The sequence below is a fragment of the Limnothrix sp. FACHB-406 genome, from assembly GCF_014698235.1.
Lineage (GTDB): Bacteria > Cyanobacteriota > Cyanobacteriia > CACIAM-69d > CACIAM-69d > CACIAM-69d.
This window is the reverse complement of sequence record NZ_JACJSP010000003.1, coordinates 169,583-190,297: the sequence shown is the minus strand read 5'-3', so window position 1 is coordinate 190,297 and position 20,715 is coordinate 169,583. Positions and strand designations below refer to the sequence as shown.

Sequence of the window (20,715 nt, the reverse complement as noted above, 5' to 3'; positions counted from 1 at the left end):
TGCGGATCAGGCCTTGGGATGCACTCTAACCTCGTCTTGCTTGGAAAACTAGAGCTGTGGTCAGCTCTGGCAGTCCGCAGGGAGTCAGCGGTTGATCATCCTCAGGTTGAGTCCTAGTCTAGCCGAGTCATTTTCGTCGCTTCCGTCGTGTCTAGAAGTTTTAATGGTGTCTGGAAATTTTGACTTTGAAGAGGCGATCGCCTTCGCAGAAAACCCAGAGCCGCGCTGCCCTTGCGTGCTGCTGCTGGATGTCTCAACCTCCATGCAGGGCGCGCCTTTAACCGCTCTGGAAGCTGGCTTGCAAGCTTTCCAGGCTGATCTCAACGGCGACTCCCTAGCAGCGAAACGGGTGGAAGTGGCGATCGCAACCTTTGCCGATCGGGTGGAAGTGCTTCAAGACTTTGTGACGGCCGATAGTTTTGAAGCGCCTCGGCTCCGAGCCGGCGGCATGACCTACATGGGAGCTGCAATCCATGCGGCCTTGGATTTGCTGCGCGATCGTAAAGCCCAGTATCGCAGCAATGGCGTGGCTTACTACCGTCCTTGGATTTTCTTAATTACTGACGGTGCGCCCAGTGATGATGCGGAAGTGCTAGGAGCCGCCGCCACCCGAATTCGCGATGAAGAAGCCCGTAAAGCACTCGCCTTTTTTGCCGTGGGTGTTGAAGGTGCAGACATGGAGCGGCTGGGATCCCTCACGGTGCGATCGCCCCTGAAGCTCAAAGGTCTCAGCTTCCAGGAGCTGTTTCTGTGGCTTTCGGCCAGTATGCAGCAAGTGTCTCGATCGCGCCCCGGCGAACAGGTTCCCCTCCCTTCCCCCACGGGTTGGAGCGAAGTTTAGCGATCGTTAATTGGGCAGATTCAATATTAGTCAGTACTGGTCAAGATTGGTCAGTACTGACTGTTCAATCCTCTTTAAGCTGGGGAGGATGTCAATACTCAATTCAGATTGCCAACTACAGTCAAAATCAGCGATCCCAGACCCGATCGCTGATCCCCGAGAATCAAAATCAGACTCAAAACAAGTCCCAAAACGAATGGGGGGTGATGCCAAGTTCATGGCATCACCCCCCATTTTTCAGCTCAATTTTCAAGAGCGACTTTCTGAGGCGAATTAGGCACGGTTTTGGCGACGCTTCAGCGCCACCCAGCTACCCACCGCAGCCAAACCAACCATCAAAGACGGCTCCGGCGTGGCGGCTGGCGGTTCCGGCAACTTGCCTTGGAACTGCACCAGGTAGGTTCCGTTGTGGGACTTTCCATCACCCGCTTCCACCTGACCAGAAGCGATCCCCTGACCACCGTAACGGACAGTTTCTTGGCCATCGTAAAGCACCTTCACCAGCTCGCTGGCTTGCAGCTTCACCCCTTGCGTTCCCAGGGCTTTGATGACGTTGCTGTACTGAGTTTTTTGAATATTCGTCAGGGTTTTGCTGGTGGCAATCAGCCCCGACACAATACTGGTCACGTCCATGTGACCCGCTAGACCCACCGAAATCACCCCGCTTACCAGGTCTTGGTTCACGAAGGCGACGTTCGGGTCACTCAGTCTGGCCAAAGCGGCATTGGCTTCCGTCGTGTTGGAGGTGAAATAACCAACCGCTTCTGACAGAAAATTACCGGTCAAAATGCTGCTAATGCCGTTTTGGGCAGCCACATCCGTCAGCCAAGCTTGGGTAAATTGGGCTGTCCAGTCGGACTTAACCAGGCTGCGGAACTCAATGGCTTGACCGTTCAGAGTGCCAGTGAGGGTGCTGTAGGTACCGCTCAGGAACTTGGCTAGACCGGGTGCAGTTTCGCTGTCTGCGAATAGCTCGACGTTGCCACCCGGCGCGGTCAAGTCCCCTTGCAGGGCAGTGCCGAGGTTGCTGTTATCGCACAGAAAGGTGTTGGTGCCGTTCGAGCAATACACCAGAATATTGCCGGTGGTGCTGGCACCTTGGAGGCTGGCGGCGAGGGCTGGTGCTCCGGCAAACAACCCCACGCCAGCGGCCATTGAGGCGCTTACGACCAGTTTGGGGAAAAGTCCAACCATGTTTTCGACTCCAACAGTCTTGAGCTAACTTGGGCTAAAAATTTTGGGCTTGTTTTTAAGGAGCACCCAGCTAGGACGCGCTTGTCTTTGCGCTGGTCAGCCATCAGGGTTTTGGGCGCACTGGGCTGACTTAACCTGCTACTGATGTAATCCTATGGGAAGGGCCAGGGCGATTAGGTAAAGACTGGATAAAGTTGTGCAGATGGTTCTTAAGGAGTTGATGAAGTTCTGCTGAAAGCTTCGATGATTGATCTTGATCACACCTTGCGATGGGGATCTGAGATTGATCTCTTTGATCGTTGATTTCGATCACACATCACATGCTCGGATGAATCAAACAGAATGAGGTTGCGAAAAAAATCGCAATGAATAGACCATTCCCAAGCAAGTCAAGAAAATAAGGTTGCCAATACGCATCTCGATCAAGTTGCTAAGAATGGTTAAGAGTTACCAATCGGAGTCCATCCCAACTGGTCACACCCAATCAACATCCTTGCTCAACAGACCAATCTTTAGTTCCTAATCTCCCGCTTAACGAACCAGCGCTGATTCAGGGCCCAGTCAAAGGGGTGAGTAGCCGGTCAATTTGCTGATCAATAAACCAGCACTGATCGAACCGGCACATCGGGCAGGCGATCGCGCCCCTTCAGGTCTTGGAGTTCAATCAAAAAGCCATAGCCCACTAGGGTTGCTTCGATTTGATGGATCAGTTGCCCAGCGGCGGCGGCAGTGCCCCCGGTAGCGATTACGTCATCCACCACCAACACCCGTGAACCGGGGCTGATCGCATCTTGGTGAATTTCCAGGCGATCGCGCCCATATTCCAAGTCATATTCCACACCATGGGTGGCGGCGGGGAGTTTGCCCGGTTTGCGCAGGGGCACAAAGCCCACACCCAAGGCCAACGCCAAGGCCGGGCCGAACAGAAACCCGCGCGCTTCGATGCCGGCCACAAAATCCGGGCGCAGATCATGACAGCGATCGTGTAGGTGATCCACGGCCTGTTGCAAGCCATCCCGATCGCGCAGAAGGGTTGTAATATCTCGGAAAACAATTCCGGGCTGTGGAAAATCAGGAATAGCACGAACCAGACGATGCAAATCCGTCGGCTGGGATTGGGGTGTGGTCATCTGAGTTTTCTCCAGGAGATTGCCTAAAACTGCTTAAACTGGTGGGGATCGTTTGGCGGAATCATGGCGAAGTTCAGTGTGAAATTCAGCGCGAAATCAGTATCGCTGAATTACAGGGCTGAATTTTGTAACCGATCGTCCGGGGGGTGGTGCTTACGGGATGATTGCAGGATTGTTCAGAGTCCGATCGCCCAAGTGGCACAGGCCGCCTGATCCTCCCCGATCGCCCCAGATCCCTGGGGTCTTCGCTTGGGCGGGATTGACCCCCAGCCCCCGCAAGGACAATTGGACGGATTGACCGATGGATCGAAATGATTTTCTAATCAATGGTTTCATTGAATTGCTGATGTGATTCTGTGCCGATGACTTCTTCGAGTGCAATGTTTGCCGATCGATCGCCTGTTCCCGCAGATTCACCGGAGATCCCGCCGATTTTGGAGCGGTTGCCCAACCCGCCCGTGAAAGATGGTGAATGCCCCCGGCGGGCCCGCCAACAACTGGACTTGATGCTCCTGGCGATCGAAGCCCTCGATCTCAGCGGGTCTGAGGCGATTCTTTACTGTGCCCAAGAGCTGGGAATCACGAGCGTGGTTGGCACAAAGGTTAACCTGTGGCGACTGCGAGCCACGAATCCTTTGCGGCGGGCGGTGCAACGGCGGCCCCTGAGCTTGAATGAGGCCAAGGCCCTGACCACGATTGTGGTTTATTTGGCCAAGCGACTGACGGTGCTGATTCGGCAATTACTTCTGGCTTGCGAGCGGCTGGAGGAGCAGGATCTATCCTTCGAGCACCATTTTCGGCTGGCGGATTATCTGGAGCGGTTCCGGGCCCACTTCCGGGCCCGGATGAATCCACGCCGATCGGCCGTGACGGTTTACAACACCGACGAGGCCCTGAATACCCTGGCCCTCCGCTTGCTGGAACAGTTACTGTACTGTTCGTCAACGGCGGGGCTGGAACGCTTTTGGATTAGTTTGTTTGACGGAGAAGTGGCGTGACAATTCAACGACAGTACAGCTTGCCCAATTGTGTCCTGACCCTGGAGGGCATGGATTCATTGGCAGAGGTGGGGGAAGCAAGACCGACTTTATCGGTGCTGTTGACGGTGAATTGTCAGTTTCCTGCCCATGGCCAGGGATTTTTGTGTGATCGCAGCTTTTTTGAGCGGTTTGCCCAGGTGGTGAGTCAATACGCCCAGGGTTGCTTCAGCGGCATTCAATCGCCCCAGTTACCCACAGCGATCGATCCCAGTCAGCCCAATGTGGCGGTTGTGGCAGCCGATGGGGGCAAACATCGATTGTTGGTGATGCCGCCGCCGAATCCGGAGGGGCCCGGCGATGGCCCGCCGCAGCCGATCGAGCTATTGCTGACCCCGCTGCAACTGTTTGACTTGGTGGAAACGATCGACCAGTTCTACGGCGATCCCAAAACCTTGCCCGACATCCAGCAGGTGTTCTCTCCGGTGTCTCGCCATGACCTGGTGCAGGCGGAACCGCTGGTGCAACGGGCGGCTCCCGTGGCCTTGGGCGCTTCCGGGTTGGCCGTGGCGGCGGGGTTGTTGTTTATGCTGCCCGTGCCCAAGGTGCAACAACCCAAGGATCTGTTGCGGCCCACGCCCACACCCACGCCTCAAAATCAGTCGGCCTTGCCCGCACCCTCACCGGCCACCGCCCCCAGCCCCACCAAACCCCAACCCCAAACCCGATCGCTCCCGGCGGCATCCCCAGCCAGCACGAGTGCAGCCATTCCCCCCTCGTCGGTGCCAGTGCCCTCGCCCCTGGCCGGAGAAGGAGCCGATACGCTGTTGACTCCCGCTAAGCCGGTGACGGATCCCAAACAGTTGGCAGCCTTGGAGCGATATCTCCTCGGTCAGTTGGATCAGGCTTGGACCGATCGCCAGAATTTGGCCCTGACCCTGAACTACCGGGTGAGTGTGGGCGAGGATGGCTCGATCGTGGGCTATTTGCCGGAAAACGCCATGGCCCAAGAGGCGATCGCCCGTACCCCGTTGCCCAAATTGCTGTTTAAGCCCCTCGATCGGGCTAATACCGGGGAACCGCTAGCCACTTTCCAGGTCTCCTTCAGCGCTGCCCAGGGGGTGCAAGTGATCCCCATGAAATCGGTGAACGCCAGCAATGCCGCTGTCAACCGAATTCAGAATCCCAGCCTCAGCGACGCGATCGCCCGTGAAACTGCCCGCGCCCAGCTCGAAAAGAGCTTGCGAACCGCCTGGCAGGGCAAATCTGCGCCCAGTATGCCCCTGATGTATGACGTGCGCACCAACGCTGTTGGCATCGCCGTAGACGCGGATCCCGCCAATCGCAATGCGGCCCAAAAACCCTTCCCCCTGGGCCCATTGCTGAACCCGGCCGCCAGCGCCATCAAAGGCGACAACGGCAAGGTGCAACTGGCTCCCTTGGCTCAGTTTCGAGTGGTTTTTTGGCCCGACGGGTCGATCGATGTGCGTTCCTAACCTGATTCTTGGGGATTTCCTGGGTATGTTGGCCTTGGGGTTAGGTCGATCGCTGGGTCGATCGCTGGGTTCATGGCTGGGTTGATTTGGCTCAAGCACCCACACCGACTCGATCGCCCCAATCCCAATCCTCCATTCCCCTGGTGTTCCTAGCTATGGCTGGTCTTTCTCCCGAAGGATTTTTTGATCTGAGTACCGGTAACGATAACTACACCGTTCCGGCCAACTTGCTCGCCACCGCCCCCCAAGGTTTGCGGGCCCTGGAAGGTGCAGACAGCGTTCAAGGTTCCGAAGGGGGCGACTTTATCTATGGCAACTTGGGCAACGATCGGCTGCGGGGCAACGGTGGAAACGACAGCCTGTTGGGCGGTCGCGACCAAGACGACCTCGATGGCGGGCTGGGGGATGACCTCGTGGCTGGGAACTTGGGTAACGATTGGGTTGCGGGTGGCGACGGTAACGATACGCTAGTGGGAGGGCGCGATTCCGATCTGCTCCTGGGCGGGGCGGGCAATGATTTCCTGAGCGGCGATTTGGGCAGCGATGTGCTGATCGGCGGTGCAGGAGCCGATACCTTTAGCCTGCGGGGTGATGCCACCGGCCTCAGCAATGTGGACGTGGTGTTGGATTTTGATCCCACGGTCGATCGCCTGCAACTCAACAATCTGAATGCCAGCGATATGCGCTTCCAAGCCACCAGCTATTCCCTCAGCTTCCTGGTCACCCTCCTGCAAGGCAGCAGCGGCATCTTGCCTCCGGGTTTAACCCTGCCTGCCAATGCCACGGCCGCCACCATTCGCCAAACGATTCAGAGCACCGTGGGCGTGGACATTGATCCCGACGGCGACGGCTCCATTACCGGCACGCTAGTGACCAATGCGGCCGGTCAAGAAATTGCCTTCTTTTTGGGGGCTACCCCCGATGCTGTGGCCCGCGCGGCCGGTACTACCACCAACGGCGGCGGAACCAGCGGCGGCGGAACCAGCACCTTCACGAACGACATCCTCACCACCCACAACAGCTATCGATCGGCGGTGGGCGTTGCCCCTCTCACTTGGTCAGACTCCTTGGCCAGGGATGCCCAGGCCTGGGCGAACCAATTGGCATCCACCGGAGCCTTTAACCATGCCCAAAACACCGGCCAGGGCGAAAATTTAGCCCGAGGAACCAGTGGGGCCTATTCCACCAAAGCGCTGGTGGATTTGTGGGGAGCCGAAAAGCGGTTTTTCAAGCAGGGAATTTTCCCCAACGTCAGCACCACCGGCAACTGGGCCGATGTGGGACACTACACTCAAATCGTTTGGCGCAACACAACGCAAGTGGGCTGCGGTCTGGCCTCGGGCGGTGGTAACGATACCTTGGTTTGTCGCTATTCACCGCCGGGGAATTTCACTGGTCAAGCCCCGTTCTAGTCGCATGGCAAGCGGATTTTGATAGGTCAGACCCAATGACTGTTGCCGCCGCCAAACGGTTAGGCAGCAAGGAGCTTAAGCCCCTTGTGATGATGACTGATCCCGCAACCTTGACCCTATGAACTAGGGCAGCCCCGTTCTAGCCTCTGCCACTCATTCAGGATTCAGAACCTCATGTTTCAAGTTGAAGAATTAGCTGAACAGTGGCCGGTCTTTCGCTTGACCGATGGGGCTGCCCAGTCCGTTTTGGAAGTGGTTCCCGATCGCGGCGGCATCATCACCCGCTGGGCAATTCAGGGCCAAGAGTTGCTTTATCTCGATCGCGATCGCTATCAAGATCCCAACCTCAGCATTCGTGGCGGGATCCCCATTCTGTTTCCCATTTGCGGGAACTTGCCGGACAATCGCTATCAGCTACCCAGTGGAGAAGCGGGCATTCTCAAGCAGCATGGTTTCGCGCGCGATTTGCCTTGGATGGTCACTGGCTCCGACTTGCGCGACGCAGCGAGCATTACCCTCACCCTCGATGCCACGCCCGCAACCCTCGCCGTTTATCCCTTTCAGTTTCGATTGGATTTCACCTATCGATTGCAGGGCAATCAGTTAGAAATTATTCAAAACCATCACAACTTGGGCGATCGCCCCATGCCCTTTTCTTCTGGGTTGCATCCCTACTTCAACGTGGCGGATAAATCGGCCCTGGCGATCGATCTTCCGGTTACTGAATACTTTGATCAAAAGCGCCAATCAACTGGGGCATTTGATGGCAATTTGGATTTTGAGCAAGATGAATTAGATCTGCGATTTCCTGTGGTCGATCGCCTGTCGGCCACGGTCACAGATCGTCAGCAACAACAAACCCTCAGCCTGGAGTTTGATGCCAGTTACCGCACCTTGGTGTTTTGGACGTTGAAGGGTAAACCTTTCTATTGTCTGGAACCCTGGACAGGGCCGCGCAATGCCTTAAACACGGGCGAACAATTGCTATGGCTTGATCCCGGTGCAACTCACACCAATCAGGTGCGCTTACAACTGCAACATAACTGCTAGAATTATGGCCGCTCAGCGGCTCTCTATTTTCGGTTGATGTCGTCAGTTCGCGATGAGTTCTTGATCGATGATGCTCACGCCCGAGGAGTTTCAGCAGCAATGGACAGCCCTGCTCGATCGGGTGGAAACCTGCACCACTGAAAAAGCCCTAGAAGATCGAGTTTTGACCCCGCTGCTGATGCTACTCGGCTATGACAAAGCCGATGTGACCCAACAGGTTCCCTTTGGGCGAAAACGAGTTGATTTTTTAGTCAAGGCCCAGCAAGCGGCTCCCTCTAGCCACTATTTGGTCATTGAGGCCAAAGCGCCCCACAAATCGATCGCCCACAATAGCTGGCAACTGCGGGAATATCTCCGTGAATCGGGCAGTTTGTTGGGCCTATTAACCAATGGCAATCAGTTCAAGTTGCTCTATAACGATGGTAGGGCAATTCACATTCTGTGGGAGTTTGAGCGAGCCGATCTTTACGATAACTATCGGCTGCTGGGATCGTTGCTGTGGCAGCGCAATTGCGATCGGGTCATGGCCGCCTTTGCCGATAGCCATCGAAAGGTTCATCACCAATTCATTCGGGCGATCGCGCGGCTTTCTCACGATCCCAAAATGATGAGCCTGTTGGCGATTCACGATCGCCAAACCTCAGACCCAGAACCTCAACGGCGAGAGTCTATGATCATCACGGTTTTTAACAACAAAGGTGGAGTCGGTAAAACGACACTCACCATCAACTTAGCCGCTGCCCTAAGCCAAATGGGCAAGCGAGTTTTGCTGATTGATATTGATGCTCAGGCGAATTTAACCACCGGCCTCGGAATTGATCCCCTGGAAGATATTGAAAAAGCGGGACGCAAGGATATTACCCACCTGCTGACGGAACCCAAAACCACGGCCGCCTCCGTCACCATCAGCAAACGTTGGGGCAATGTGACTTTGGATGTGATTCCTTCCCATATTCGGCTTAGTAATATGGAAAATCAACTCATTCAGTTAGTGGATAGCGATCGAATCCTGGCCAAAAAACTCAAAAACCATGACTATGATTTTGTATTCGTTGACCCACCGCCCTCCTTTGGGAAAGTGAACCGAATTTCTCTGATGGCTTCGGCGGGAGTTCTGGTTCCCACGCAGCTTTCCCCCTATCCCATTCGTGCCTTGGAATATGTGCTCAGCCAAGTGGAAGAGGTGGGGCAATTCCGAGAAACGCCCCTGCCGATTGTGGGCATTGCCGTCAGTATGTATGATCGCCAGTCCAAGACTTTTAATCAAGCGATGGTGGATGATTTGAACGCCAAGCTCGATCGGCTCCCGGGGGGCGATCGCACGGCGCTTTTCCGCGAGGCCACTTGGGTTCCTCGGTTAAATGTTTTGTCCAAATCCCAGTCGAAAGGCTATCCTCTTTGCGCGGCTGATTTTGATGAGGATCTGGGATCTCAGGATCGCAATTCCGTTGAAAATGCCCTGGCGGCCTTTGAGAATTTGGCCAAAGATTTGATTCAAAAAGTTAGTGTTGACGCTGAACCTAACCCATGAGCGATTATCAAGAACGTCGCCGCCTGATTCGCGAAAACCTGAAGATTCAACCCGTTAACCATGGCCAGGTTCATACCTGTTTGGTGGGGATGCGATCGCAACCGGAAATTTCACCCGATCGCTATGAGGAACTGCGGTGGAGTTTGCAGAATCACAACAGCAATTTGATCCCAATTTTGGTTCGCCGCACCGATCAGCTTGGGGATGAAGTGGAATATGAAGTAATCCACGGGGCTGATTGGGTGGTGGTGGCCAATGATTTAGACATTGGGATGCTGTGGGCCTGGGTTTTTGACCTGAGTGATGCGGAAGCGGCATTAGCCCAAGAAGAGCTGGCGGTTTTGTTAGAAGGCGATCCCCCGTCGGCCTCGATTGCCAACCCCGACTCAATCCCTCAGCCAGTTGTGGAACTAGGCATCGATTCAACTTTTGGCCAGCGCCTGGAAGAACGATTAACCCAACGGTTGGAGCAACTCCTCGATCAAAAACTAACCCAGTCTCTTGCGGGAGTGACCGTTGCCGATCGCCATGCTTTGGGGGATGCCAACTCAGCGCAAACATTGGCCAAGCTAGAAAGCCAAATGACCGATCTCAGTCAACAGTTGGCAAACCTCAGCCAGACTGGGAACCCGATCGCGCAGCCACAGCCACCCGGCCCCACGAGCGAAACCAGCTCCAGCAGCGCCGCACAGGAAATAGTTGCCTCTTTGGAGCGATCGATCCATCGCCTTTGCGAAGTGGTGACCGAAGGATCAAAAATCACCCTGACGATCGAGCCGCCGGCCAAGTCGCCAGCCCCAGTTGTTGATCCCCAGGAAGCCGAACTGCGGAAAATTTACAGTGTGGTTGCGTTGGCCAAGCTCAAAACCCTCGCCAAAGATAAGGGGATTGCGGTCAGCAGCAAGGCGAAGGCTGAGGAAATTATTGAGGCCCTGATTGAATCCCATCGTCCATCGGTCGCGCCCTAGGCTCAATTACATTTGGCCTTGGGCTAGTGCTGAGTGAGGACGGGCAACACTTGGCGCGCAAGACTTGGCGAGATCGATCGGGGCAGTTTCCGCAAACTTTATCAAACTTCATCAAACTTCATCGCCACCCTTGAAGCGCGATCAGTTGTGGGTTAAAGTATCAAACGTCATCCCCAGGATGGCCAATCGCTGGCGTAGCTCAGTTGGTAGAGCAACTGACTTGTAATCAGTAGGTCAGGGGTTCAAGTCCCCTTGCCAGCTTCTAAATCGGGTTAATCAGGTAGCTCCATGATCGGGCCGGCCTAGGAGTCCCTGGTGGCTTCTAGCAGTTGTCCTCGCTCAACGGTGGGGGCAATTTGCCAACCCCGACTCTGTAGGGATTCCAGGATTTCGCGGGAGGGGCGATAGAGCCAAACCCGATCGCCCAAGGGCCGGCCCGCCAAATCAGCGGGCGATCGCAAAAATAGAAACTGCACGGCGGGATCGGTGCGATAGCCCAGGCCGATCGCCCGGCCCACCTTTTCCGGCCCCGTCAGCACCCATTGGTTAGGGCGGTTGGCCAGGGCGGCGGCCACCTGACCATCGTAAAAACTGCTGTATTTGTTCCACCAAGTATCCGCTCGCACTATGGCGATGCTGGAAGCAAGGCTAACCGACACCAACAGCACAGTAACGATCTGGCCCAATCGTCGGCCATATTGCCCCGCCAGGGAACGGGAAGCGCGTGGCGTGACCCAAAATTCCGCCAAACTGTAGGCCACTGCCAAAATCACCCCGATCGAGGGGCCCAACAAAAAACGCGGCACGGTCGATCGCTGCCCCCCATCAATCAAGTCGGGAATTGCCAGGGCCAAAAAGGGCACAGCCAACCCACAAAGCACCAAACATTTCGCCGCTTCATTGGCAAATTGGCAGAGAATTCGGAAACTCCAAACCACCAAGCCCCCCACTGGCAACAGCACGCCCCACCAAACCCAGCTTGCCAATTGGGCTTCGTCCTGGCCCGTTTCCACATTCACCAGCCGATCGCTCGTCAGGCCCTGCACATCCGCAAACAAACCCACCAGGCCAATCAACCAGCGCCGGCCGATCGTCAGCCAACCCACATCGCGCCCCACCCAAGCCATGCCGTCAAAGTGGATCAAATAAACCACCAACCAAGGCAAAAAGGCCGCACTACCCAGCGCCGCCGCGATCGCCCAAGCACGCATTTGACGATTCCAACGAAACCGTTCCAGCCAGGTCATCCACAGCCCATGGCCAAAAATCGTCAGTGCAAAGGTGGGGTGAGCATACAAACCCAGGGCGATCGCCCCGCCATAGGCCAGCCATCCCCGCTGCACCCGTCGCAGTCGGCCTGCCGGGTCAAAGGCGCGGGACTCATGCCAAGCCCGCTGCACCCGCACCAACAGTGCCCCGGACACCAACACCAACAACACCACTAGGCTATATTCCCGGGCCTCTTGGGCATAGACCAAGTGCAGCGGCGACAGACTCAGCAGCAAAACCGACAGCAGCGCCACGGCCCAAGAGCGGAAGAGTTCCCAGGCCAACCAAACCATGGCCGGAAAGGTGAGCCAACTGATCAGGGCAGCAGTCAGGCGAATTTGATCAATCGCCCGGCCGCCAAACCCGGCCAACACCCTGGCAAGTCCATAGAACAGGGGGGGATGTTGGGGATTGTCCGTGGCCAGGGCCACGGTGGTGGCTCGCAAGCCCTCCAGCAGATTTTGATTGGCGGGCAGGGTTTGGAACTGCATCAGGTCGGCCATGGTCACCGGCTGGCGATCGCTGGCGGCCCGAGTGGCCCAAGCCACGGCGGTTTCCTTGCCCACGCCGGCCACCCGCATGGCGCTATGGATTTCATCAATCCAGTGAAATTTCTGGGACAAGTTGGTGACCCGCAACCCCAGGCCCAGCCCGATCGCCAGAACCAAAACCAGGGACAGCAGCCAGCTCGATCGTCTTAGGGCATACATGGCAAGGTTAGGGGCAACGGCAAAGGGGCAAAATCGCTCATGTCTAGCGGTGCTCAGCGAAATCAGGCGGGTGGCCGAGGGCTAATCAACGGCTGGCCGCGACGGCCACCTTGGCTAGGCACTTCGCATCGAGAACCACCAAATCCGGTTGTTGATAGGCCTGGCAGGGGTGATCGGGGGCTAAAAAGCTGCTCAGGGCTGGCTTTTCGCCGCGATTGAGGCGATCGAGCGCCTCCTGTTGCACCGGTTGAAATTGGCGTAACCAGCGGTTGGCCCGCCGCTCCTTTGCGCTCAGGTAATCGATCGTGAAGGTATCGCGATCGAGCAGCCAAAAATCAATGCTGTATTGCTGATTGAAGGCCAACACCACCGCCAGATTTGGGCTATAGAGTGCTTGCAGCAGATCCATCATCCGTTGTCGAAACAAGCGGTAATAGCCCCAGTGGTAAGGAATGGCATATTCACGGGCCACCAGAACCGATCGCCCGGCAAAGGTGGGCAGATTATCGGCCTCTTTGGCCAAGGACGCAACCCGCAGATCCACCGGCTGGGTTGCAAAAAATTGGTACAGGCCCGGCGATTCTCCCGCCACGTAGTTGGCCTTGGGAAAGCGTTTCAGGCTGAGGGGATAGAGCACTGCACCGCTGAATAGCCCGATCGCCAAGAGCACCGCTAACAAGCGCTTGAACCCTCGGCCAGCGCCTGAGGCTGGGGGCATGGTTGGGGTTGAGCTTGGGCTGGGGGATGGGGCGTGGGCTTCGGGGTTGGTGAATTGGGTGCTGATCACTGGATCAGTTAAGCCAGGCCGCGATCGCCCAGCGCCCAAGAGTTGATCCAGCAGCAGCGTCAACACCAAGGCCGCCGCGATCGGCAACATCATCCGAATGCTGTGTTGGGTGTAGCGACCGGGTAAATGGAGCCGAAACAGCAGCAAATGGGCCAAGGTATAGCAACCGATGCCAGAGGCGAGCCAAATGGGCAACAGGGCCAGACGATCGCTCAGGTGTTGCCCCAAACGCCAGCGATCGCGCTGCCACCAGGCCACCGGCAACAGCAACCCCAAAACCAAGGTGGCCGGTGTGAATGGATCCTTGGGCAACAGGCTGCTGCGTTGCCCCAAAATCCAAAAGTCAAACCAGTTGTCATCAAAAAAATTGGCCCGGCCACTGGAGAAAAATTCCGGGAGCGATCGTGCTTGGCTGACGGTCACCACCGGGCCATAGTCCGAAGCTTGCAGGGCATAGAGACCCAGAACAGCGATCCCCGCAATCCCACCGCCCAGGGCCAGGCGATCGCGCCGCTGAGTTAGGGTGGCGGCGGGGCCCCAAGGGCTGGCAATTATCGCTCGCAATCCGGCCGGCCACTGCCAGCGCCAGCGCCAACACCAGTCGATCGCCAAGATACCCAAGGCCACCAAGACGTATTGGGGATAGAACAGGCCCAGCAGCCCGATCGTGCCCAAAACCCAACCCAGGCTGGAGCGTACCCAACCCCAGGCAAAGGCTAAAAACAGCGGGTAGAGGAACGATCGGGGGGTGGCGGAAGCCAAGTCATCGGTCATGGCCAGCACTTGACTGGTGAGCACCGATCCCAAAAATCCAGCCACCGGAATCGGCAACAGGGCCGTGGTTAAACCAAAAGCCAACCCCGCCACCACCAACCCCAGCCCGATCGGCAGAATTTTGCTCACCGCCAGCGGATTCAACCCGGCCCAAGCCAGCAACCGGTAGAGGGTGCGATAGCCTTCCGGGGCCACGGATTGGAAATAGTCCGCAATCCAATCCTGAGGAAAGAGGGTGGGGTCTAGCCAGCGCTGCATCCAAAACACATGCTGGCGAGCATCGTCTTGGACAATGTAGGGGCCGCCTGTGGCCTGGCGATAGCCAGCCCAGCCAATGGCCAGGGCGATCGCCCCGCTGGCCAACAGCCAGCCCCACCAATCGCGCCGTTGGGGCTGGGCCGGAAACAGCCAGCACCGGAGCCGATCGCTCCAAGGGGTGAACCGTGGGGCCGTCATGGGCGGCGGGCTGCGCGGTCGATCGCCGCCGTCATCAACTGGGCCAACTGGGCGGCACTGTCGGGCACAGCCAGGGCGCGGGCCCGCTGGGCCATGGTGTCCAGGCGCGATCGATCCGCCAGCAGCTCCAAAACCAAATCCCGCAGGCGATCGGGAGACAGTTGCCCCTGAGGAAACACCTGTGCTGCCCCCGCTTCCACAAAGACTTGCGCATTAAACGTTTGGTGATCATCCGCCGCAAAGGGATAGGGCACCAAAATCGAAGGGGTGGCGGTGGCGGCCAATTCCGTTAGCGTGCCTGCGCCCGATCGGCTAACGGCCAAATTCGCCCGCCCCAGCAGGCTAGCCATATCGTCATAGAAAGGAAGGGCAATGTATTGGGGATGTTCCAAGCTGGCCGCATCCGGATCCCGATCGCCCGTTAAATGCACCACCCAAGCCCCCATCGCAAACCAAGCCGCCGCCACTTCCCGCACCAACCGATTCAGGGCCACGGCCCCTTGGCTGCCGCCAGCCACCACAATCAACGGCGCATCCTCCGGCACGGGCAAGGCCAGCGGTTCCGGCTTCCAGAATTGATCGCGGGCCGGTGTGCCGGTACAGAGGGCCGCAATTTTTCGTTGGCGTAACCGCTGGGCCGCCGCCTCAAATCCCACGGCCACCGTGTCGCACCAGGGGCCAAACCAGCGCGTGACCCGGCCAGGAATGGCGTTGGACTCGTGTAACACCACGGGCAACCCGAGCGATCGAGCGGCCACAATGGCCGGCCCGGCAATATACCCCCCGGTGGTCAGCACGCCAGCAAACTGCCCTCGCTGCAACAGCCGACGCACCGCAAAGACAGACTTCACCAAGCCATAGGCCGTGGCCAGGGTTTTCCAGCCCAATCGCTCCTGAAAACCGGTCACCGGAATGGTGTGCAATGGGAAGCAATCGGGCACTAGCTTGGTTTCCAGGCGATCGGGCACACCAAGCCACTCGATCGTCCATTGATCGGTCAACTCCTGGGCCGCCGCCAGCGCCGGGAACAGATGCCCCCCCGTGCCACTGGCAGCCACTAACAATCGCTGCGGGGCGGTTGCTGTCAAACCGTTTCTCTCTTTCAACCGCTACAATCGGACAGGCAAGGCGGGACTTGATCCCAAAGCGACGCGATCCGGCCGATCGCCCCCTTTGAGTCATCAATTCCGGCCACTTCCCGACTTCCTAAATTATCATTCCATGCTTCTTCGCGCTTGTTACGTCTTGGGAAATCCGCAACCGATCCAGCGGGCTAGCCGGTGGGGACTCGCCCTCGGAGCCAGTCTGCTGATGGCCATGGGCACTGTCGTCAACCCCGCCGCCGCCGTGACGATCGATCCCAGCGTGCAAGCCCTATTGAGCGACATCGATCGCGCCGCCAGCGCCAAAGATGCCGGTTTGCTGCAACGGTTCGCCCCCAACTTCCGCAGCGCCGATGGCCTCAGCCGCGACGAGTTGGGCCGCTCCCTCAGTCAGTTTTGGCACTCCTTTGATCAGGTGACCTACAGCACCACCGTTGAAAAGGCCGATCGAGACCGGGACACCTGGATTCTCGAAACCCGCACCGACATCACGGCCACCAAAGCCAACACCACCCTCGGGCCCGCCAAATTGGTCACGGAAGTGCGGGCCCGCCAAACCATTCAAAACGGCCTGGTGATCCGTCAAGAACTGCTTGATGAGCGCACCACCACCCAATGGGGCAGCAAACCACCCCGCGTGAGGGTGCGGCTGCCGGAGCGAGTGCGCCCGGGGGATACTTACACCTTCGATGCGATCGTTCAAGATCCGTTGGGCGACACCCTGTTGGCTGGCAGCGCGATCGATACGCCTGTGCGCCCGGAACTGTATGCCATTCCCCAAAATGCAGCCCTAGAACCTATTTCCGCGGGAGGGTTGTTCAAGGTTGGGCGCGCGCCCAACAGCCCAGGATCTCGCTGGATTTCCGCTGTTTTGGTGGGCCCCGAGGGCATGACTTGGATTACGGAACGATTGGAAGTGCGCTAGGTAGAAGTGCGCTAGGGATTTGTAGGTATTGGGCAACTAGCCTGATGGAGCTTGAGTTGGATTAGTGGGGCTGGCGGAATTGGCGACAGTTCAACGGGAAACCCAACTGGGGCGTTGCCGGATTGGCCACAAGGGCGATCGAGCCGTTGGCCCGAGTTACCCAACCCTGGGCTTCAATAATTGGCTCAGAAACTGGCTCAGGTGCTGACTCAGAACCTGGCTCAGAAAGCGCTGCGGTAGGCACTGGGCGATCGGGTGGATTCGGGGCGATCGCCCGATCAGGAGTACCCGTCGCCTCCCCCGTCAGATTACCGCCCAACCACCGCACATCATCCCAATAGGCCCCCGCGCTGCTGGCTGGCTGATCGGGTTCCGCCGGGACTCCCCCTCGCCCTGTCACCACAAATCGGTTACCCTCATCCGCTGCGCAACCGATAATAATCGCCGCCGTTGGATCCAAAGTATCTTCCGGTAAGTCAATCAACCCCGATTCATCATTGAAATTTTGGGTGTTGATTTGCACCGCCCCGCTGAAATTTGCTCCCAGCCCCGAAGTGGCCGTGATGTCGCTTTGGGGGGTGAGCTGCTGTCGAAAGGCTGTTCCCACAACTGTATCCGCCTGAATTTCAACGCGCCCGCCCCGCCCCGCCTGAGCATTGGCCGTAATATCGCTGTTTTGCAGGGCCGCCAGGGAAGAGACCTGAAACCGGATGTTCCCGCCATCACTGCGCACGGCGTTGGTGGCGATCGAGCTGCCGGCCAGCATTTGCAGCGTGTTCACCTGCACATCAATGTTGCCCCCACGACCGGAGGCAGTGTTGGCGGTGATGTTGCCGTTTTCCAAACGTAGGCGATCGCCCGTGATGCTGAGGCTGCCCGCATCCCCCGTTAGGCTGCTGTTGACGGCAATTTCTCCTTGGTTGCGAATCACCAAATCGCCCACCTGTAGGTTCAAGCTGCCGCTGTTGCCCGTGGCAGTGATTTGGGGCAAATCTGCCCGCCCGGAAACCGCCAACAGCCCGCTGCGGAACCCATCAGCCGATCGCCCACTAATTTCCATGCGATCAGCCTTGATGGTGATGTCTCCCCCTTGGCCCAACCCCAGCGAGGAACTAGAGAGGGTTGCGCCGTCCAAAACCCGTAGGAATGGCGTTTCAATCAACACGTTGCCGGCCGGATATTCCGTGAAGGTATCGGTGGCAATCCCACTGGAGAACAAGCGATCGCCGGAACTACCAATCAGGTCAATTTGGCGGGCGGCCCGAATCGTGATTTCACCGGGTACTCCTCCCATTGCGAACACCCCGATCCGAATGTTGGCCCCGCTCTGCCCCCCAATAAATGCCCCATCACGCACCGTGAGGGTATTGGTTTCAATGAGCATGGCTCCGCCCCGACCATTGCCAGCGATGGTGTTCGTAAAAATCCCACTGGCCACGGAAGCAAGGGGCACTGCATCTTTAATTTCAATGCTGTCTCGGGCTTGCACCGTCAAAGCGCCGCCGGGGCCATTACCTAAATTCACCGTCACCAGCAGCGCTCCCCCCTGCACCAGCAAGGATCCAGCACGGATGGTGAGGGTGCCGCCTTCGCCCGTGGACTCGCGAGCGTTGCCTGTACTGATCAGGGAACTGGCGGCATTCATTTGCTCGGCATCGATGATGATGTCGCCGCCTCGGGCTGTGCCAAAGGTGGGCGCAAACACAACGGCCCCATCGGCAACTGTGAGGTTGCTGGTATTGAGCCGAATGGAACCCCCATTCCCCAGACCGGCGGTGTTGATGTATAGGCCAGCGATGCGAACTTCGGGGGTAATTTGCCCCACCAGGCTGCCGCCAACAATTACCTCGTTCACAAACTGCAATCCTAGACCGCTGAGGGTGATGGCATCGGTGGCACGAATATCAATGTCGCCGCCCTGGCCGGAGGCAAAGGTACTGGCGGAGAGGAGGGCGGGCCCTTGGGTGTTGAAGCGGTTGGCTTCAATGACGATCGAGCCACCTCGGCCGGAGCCGCTGGTGTCGGTCACGATCGCACTGGGCTGTTGACCGGTGGGATCAATGCCCGCCACCACCACTTGATTAGCCCCGATCGCGATCCCTCGGCCGTTTATTTCTCCTTGCGTGAGGGCCGTGACCGTGGAGCCGTTGAGAATCGCCACTTGACCCGCCTGAAGATTCAGCAGGCCACCGCCGGGGCCGCTGGCATCGATCGCGGCTTGCTGATCCAAATTGATCACGCCGCTGCGTTGGGCCGTACCCAGGCCGATCGGCCCGTTGGTTTGCCAGCGCACCGTGCCACCGGCCGCACTGATCAGATCAATTTGCCCTTGGGGAGCCACGGCCCGCCCGCCCGCCAGATCGATCGCCCCGCCCACCAACGACAACCGCTGAGTCGGAGCCACCACCAAGCTCCCCAACAGCCGAATCGGAGCCGGTTGCTGACCTAACTGCAATCCCAAGGGAACCTGGGAAGACAACAGCGGGGGCCCACCCGATCGCCCCGCATCAAAGGTCACCCCATCACCAAACACCAACCCTTCGGCCGTGCTGGCCCAAAATGCGCCCCCCAGTTGCAACTGGGCATTGGGCCCAAACAGAATTCCGTTGGGATTCAGCAAAAAAAGATTGGTGGAGCCATTGGCCCGAAGCGTGCCCAAAATCTCCGACCCTTGGCCACCGGTCACCCGAGTGATGGCGTTTTGCACCTCCGCGCCCGTGTTGAACCAAGCGGTCATGCCCTCGGGAACCGAAAAGCGCTCAAAGCTGTGGAACAGATTCCCACCCGATCGGGTGCCCCCGTCGATTTGGATGGTGTCGCCCGTGGTTTGGATGCGCGACGGTTCCGGCAATGTGCCATCAGGGGCGATCGGCCCCACTTGGGCCCCGGCAGTGCCTCCCCAAAGCCAAACACAACAGCCCGCCGCCAGCCATCTTCGCCGCAAATTTCCCATCGTTTTTTGGATCGGTGTTTGGCCTGTTTGACCCGTTTGGCCAAGGCCCCTACCCAGGAAGATAACAAACGGCCACCGGGTGCTGAGGCTCCCCGCGTTTGCTGTGTTCACCCGATCGCCAGTTATGAAACAACGCATCCAAAACGCCTCATGGGCGGTCAAGCAAGGAGTCCGCCTTGCTGTGTTATACCAACGGCCCGAGACACACCCGAAAAATTAACCCACTTCAAACGAGCAAATGACGATCAAATCATGAAAATTCATGATCGAAGATTCATGCTCGAAAACGCATGACCGAAATCCATGATCACAATTCATGGCCAATCAACCATCAAACTAACTGACTAATCGAGCTACCGCTTGAGGGCCCGTTCCATATCGCGCTGATCTTGCTTGCGCTTGAGGTCTTCCCGCTTGTCGTGCAGTTTCTTGCCTCGGGCCAGCCCGATCGCCACCTTGACCCATCCCCCCTTCAAGTACATGCGCAAGGGAACCAGGGTTAGCCCCTTTTGATCCACCTGTCCTACCAGTTTGCGGATTTCTTCCTTGTGCAACAGCAGCTTGCGCGTGCGGCGAGGGTCGTGGTTAAAGTAGCTGCCCGTGGTGTCGTGGGGCGAAATATGCACATTCAGCAGCAACGCTTCGCCATTGCGGATGAGGGCAAAACCATCCCTGAGGTTCACCTTGCCAGCCCGAATGGACTTCACCTCAGTGCCCTTGAGTTCAACCCCCGCCTCGTAGGTTGCCAAAATTTCGTACTCGTAGCGGGCTTGGCGGTTGTCAGCGACAATTTTGTACCCACTTTGCTTGTCGGCCACGCTGTTGATTAACCCTCCGTCGCGCTCTGAACCCAGTCGGAAATTTGCAGGTTGGTCACTGGACTCAAGCCTGACCGGGATCGATAGGAGGTCTATTCTAACCGCTGATTCATCTCAAGCGGCGCAGTACCGGGATTTTGCAAGATTTGCGAGCCGATGGCGGTGGTGATGAGTGGCGATCGGTAGAGATCTCGGTAGAGATCAGTGACGATCCATGGTGGTGATGAGTGGGATTGCCCAAAAACTAGGCAAGCAATTGGGCAAGAAATTAGACAAGCAATTTAGACAAAAAAGGAGGCAAGGCGGGAACCAATCAACCTT

General features: G+C 57.6%; 15 protein-coding genes and 1 tRNA gene. 9 read left to right on the top strand and 7 right to left on the bottom strand.

Features of this window, described 5'->3' with window-relative positions; translation table 11 throughout:
- The first annotated feature begins 166 nt into the window (after positions 1 to 166).
- The gene (locus H6G53_RS04405) at positions 167 to 841 is read left to right on the top strand and encodes a VWA domain-containing protein (protein WP_234406659.1); all 675 of its coding nucleotides are present in this window, start codon (positions 167 to 169) and stop codon (positions 839 to 841) included.
- 273 nt (positions 842 to 1,114) lie between these two features.
- Here H6G53_RS04405 and H6G53_RS04400 read toward each other — a convergent pair whose 3' ends face one another.
- Together H6G53_RS04400 and H6G53_RS04395 are read right to left on the bottom strand one after the other, a co-directional pair.
- Positions 1,115 to 2,035 carry an NF038130 family PEP-CTERM protein gene (locus tag H6G53_RS04400; protein ID WP_190531060.1) on the bottom strand — a complete coding sequence of 307 codons (921 nt, stop codon included), beginning with the start codon at positions 2,033 to 2,035 and terminating at the stop codon, positions 1,115 to 1,117.
- 593 nt (positions 2,036 to 2,628) lie between these two features.
- On the bottom strand, positions 2,629 to 3,165 hold the full coding sequence (locus tag H6G53_RS04395) for an adenine phosphoribosyltransferase (protein ID WP_099532461.1): 537 nt from the start codon (positions 3,163 to 3,165) through the stop codon (positions 2,629 to 2,631).
- 362 nt (positions 3,166 to 3,527) lie between these two features.
- Here H6G53_RS04395 and H6G53_RS04390 point away from each other — a divergent pair, with 362 nt between their 5' ends.
- From H6G53_RS04390 to H6G53_RS04360, 7 genes are all read left to right on the top strand, one after another.
- Positions 3,528 to 4,163 (top strand): DUF3038 domain-containing protein, encoded by a 636-nt coding sequence (locus tag H6G53_RS04390; RefSeq protein WP_099532463.1) that lies wholly within the window; start codon positions 3,528 to 3,530, stop codon positions 4,161 to 4,163.
- Positions 4,160 to 5,638 carry a DUF4335 domain-containing protein gene (locus tag H6G53_RS04385; protein ID WP_190531058.1) on the top strand — a complete coding sequence of 493 codons (1,479 nt, stop codon included), beginning with the start codon at positions 4,160 to 4,162 and terminating at the stop codon, positions 5,636 to 5,638. The genes H6G53_RS04390 and H6G53_RS04385 overlap by 4 nt, the downstream gene beginning before the upstream one ends.
- 86 nt (positions 5,639 to 5,724) lie before the next feature.
- On the top strand, positions 5,725 to 7,050 hold the full coding sequence (locus H6G53_RS04380) for a CAP domain-containing protein (protein ID WP_190531056.1): 1,326 nt from the start codon (positions 5,725 to 5,727) through the stop codon (positions 7,048 to 7,050).
- Between the two features lie 174 nt (positions 7,051 to 7,224).
- Positions 7,225 to 8,100 carry an aldose epimerase gene (locus tag H6G53_RS04375; protein WP_190531054.1) on the top strand — a complete coding sequence of 292 codons (876 nt, stop codon included), beginning with the start codon at positions 7,225 to 7,227 and terminating at the stop codon, positions 8,098 to 8,100.
- A gap of 67 nt (positions 8,101 to 8,167) precedes the next feature.
- Entirely contained in the window at positions 8,168 to 9,631 is a 1,464-nt protein-coding gene (locus tag H6G53_RS04370) for an AAA family ATPase (RefSeq protein WP_190531052.1), read from the top strand.
- Positions 9,628 to 10,599 (top strand): hypothetical protein, encoded by a 972-nt coding sequence (locus tag H6G53_RS04365; RefSeq protein WP_190531051.1) that lies wholly within the window; start codon positions 9,628 to 9,630, stop codon positions 10,597 to 10,599. The genes H6G53_RS04370 and H6G53_RS04365 overlap by 4 nt, the downstream gene beginning before the upstream one ends.
- Positions 10,600 to 10,787: 188 nt before the next feature.
- Positions 10,788 to 10,860, top strand: a tRNA-Thr gene (locus tag H6G53_RS04360).
- Positions 10,861 to 10,901: 41 nt separating this feature from the next.
- On the opposite strand, the gene H6G53_RS04355 is transcribed toward H6G53_RS04360, so the two are convergent.
- The 3 genes from H6G53_RS04355 to murG form a co-directional block, all read right to left on the bottom strand.
- Positions 10,902 to 12,578, bottom strand: a complete 1,677-nt coding sequence (locus H6G53_RS04355) for a glycosyltransferase family 39 protein (RefSeq protein WP_190531050.1) — start codon at positions 12,576 to 12,578, stop codon at positions 10,902 to 10,904.
- An 85-nt stretch (positions 12,579 to 12,663) separates the two neighbouring features.
- Complete coding sequence (locus H6G53_RS04350) at positions 12,664 to 14,595, bottom strand: hypothetical protein (protein ID WP_190531049.1); 1,932 nt, start codon at positions 14,593 to 14,595, stop codon at positions 12,664 to 12,666.
- Positions 14,592 to 15,683 (bottom strand): undecaprenyldiphospho-muramoylpentapeptide beta-N-acetylglucosaminyltransferase, encoded by a 1,092-nt coding sequence (gene murG / locus H6G53_RS04345; RefSeq protein ID WP_190531048.1) that lies wholly within the window; start codon positions 15,681 to 15,683, stop codon positions 14,592 to 14,594. The genes H6G53_RS04350 and murG overlap by 4 nt, the downstream gene beginning before the upstream one ends.
- Before the next feature lie 133 nt (positions 15,684 to 15,816).
- On the opposite strand from murG, the gene H6G53_RS04340 reads away from it, so the two are divergent.
- Positions 15,817 to 16,623 carry a nuclear transport factor 2 family protein gene (locus tag H6G53_RS04340; RefSeq protein WP_190531047.1) on the top strand — a complete coding sequence of 269 codons (807 nt, stop codon included), beginning with the start codon at positions 15,817 to 15,819 and terminating at the stop codon, positions 16,621 to 16,623.
- A gap of 61 nt (positions 16,624 to 16,684) precedes the next feature.
- On the opposite strand, the gene H6G53_RS04335 is transcribed toward H6G53_RS04340, so the two are convergent.
- Together H6G53_RS04335 and smpB are read right to left on the bottom strand one after the other, a co-directional pair.
- Complete coding sequence (locus H6G53_RS04335; RefSeq protein ID WP_190531046.1) at positions 16,685 to 19,576, bottom strand: filamentous hemagglutinin N-terminal domain-containing protein; 2,892 nt, start codon at positions 19,574 to 19,576, stop codon at positions 16,685 to 16,687.
- A gap of 353 nt (positions 19,577 to 19,929) precedes the next feature.
- Positions 19,930 to 20,394 (bottom strand): SsrA-binding protein SmpB, encoded by a 465-nt coding sequence (gene smpB, locus H6G53_RS04330; RefSeq protein WP_099532473.1) that lies wholly within the window; start codon positions 20,392 to 20,394, stop codon positions 19,930 to 19,932.
- Between the last annotated feature and the right edge of the window lie 321 nt (positions 20,395 to 20,715).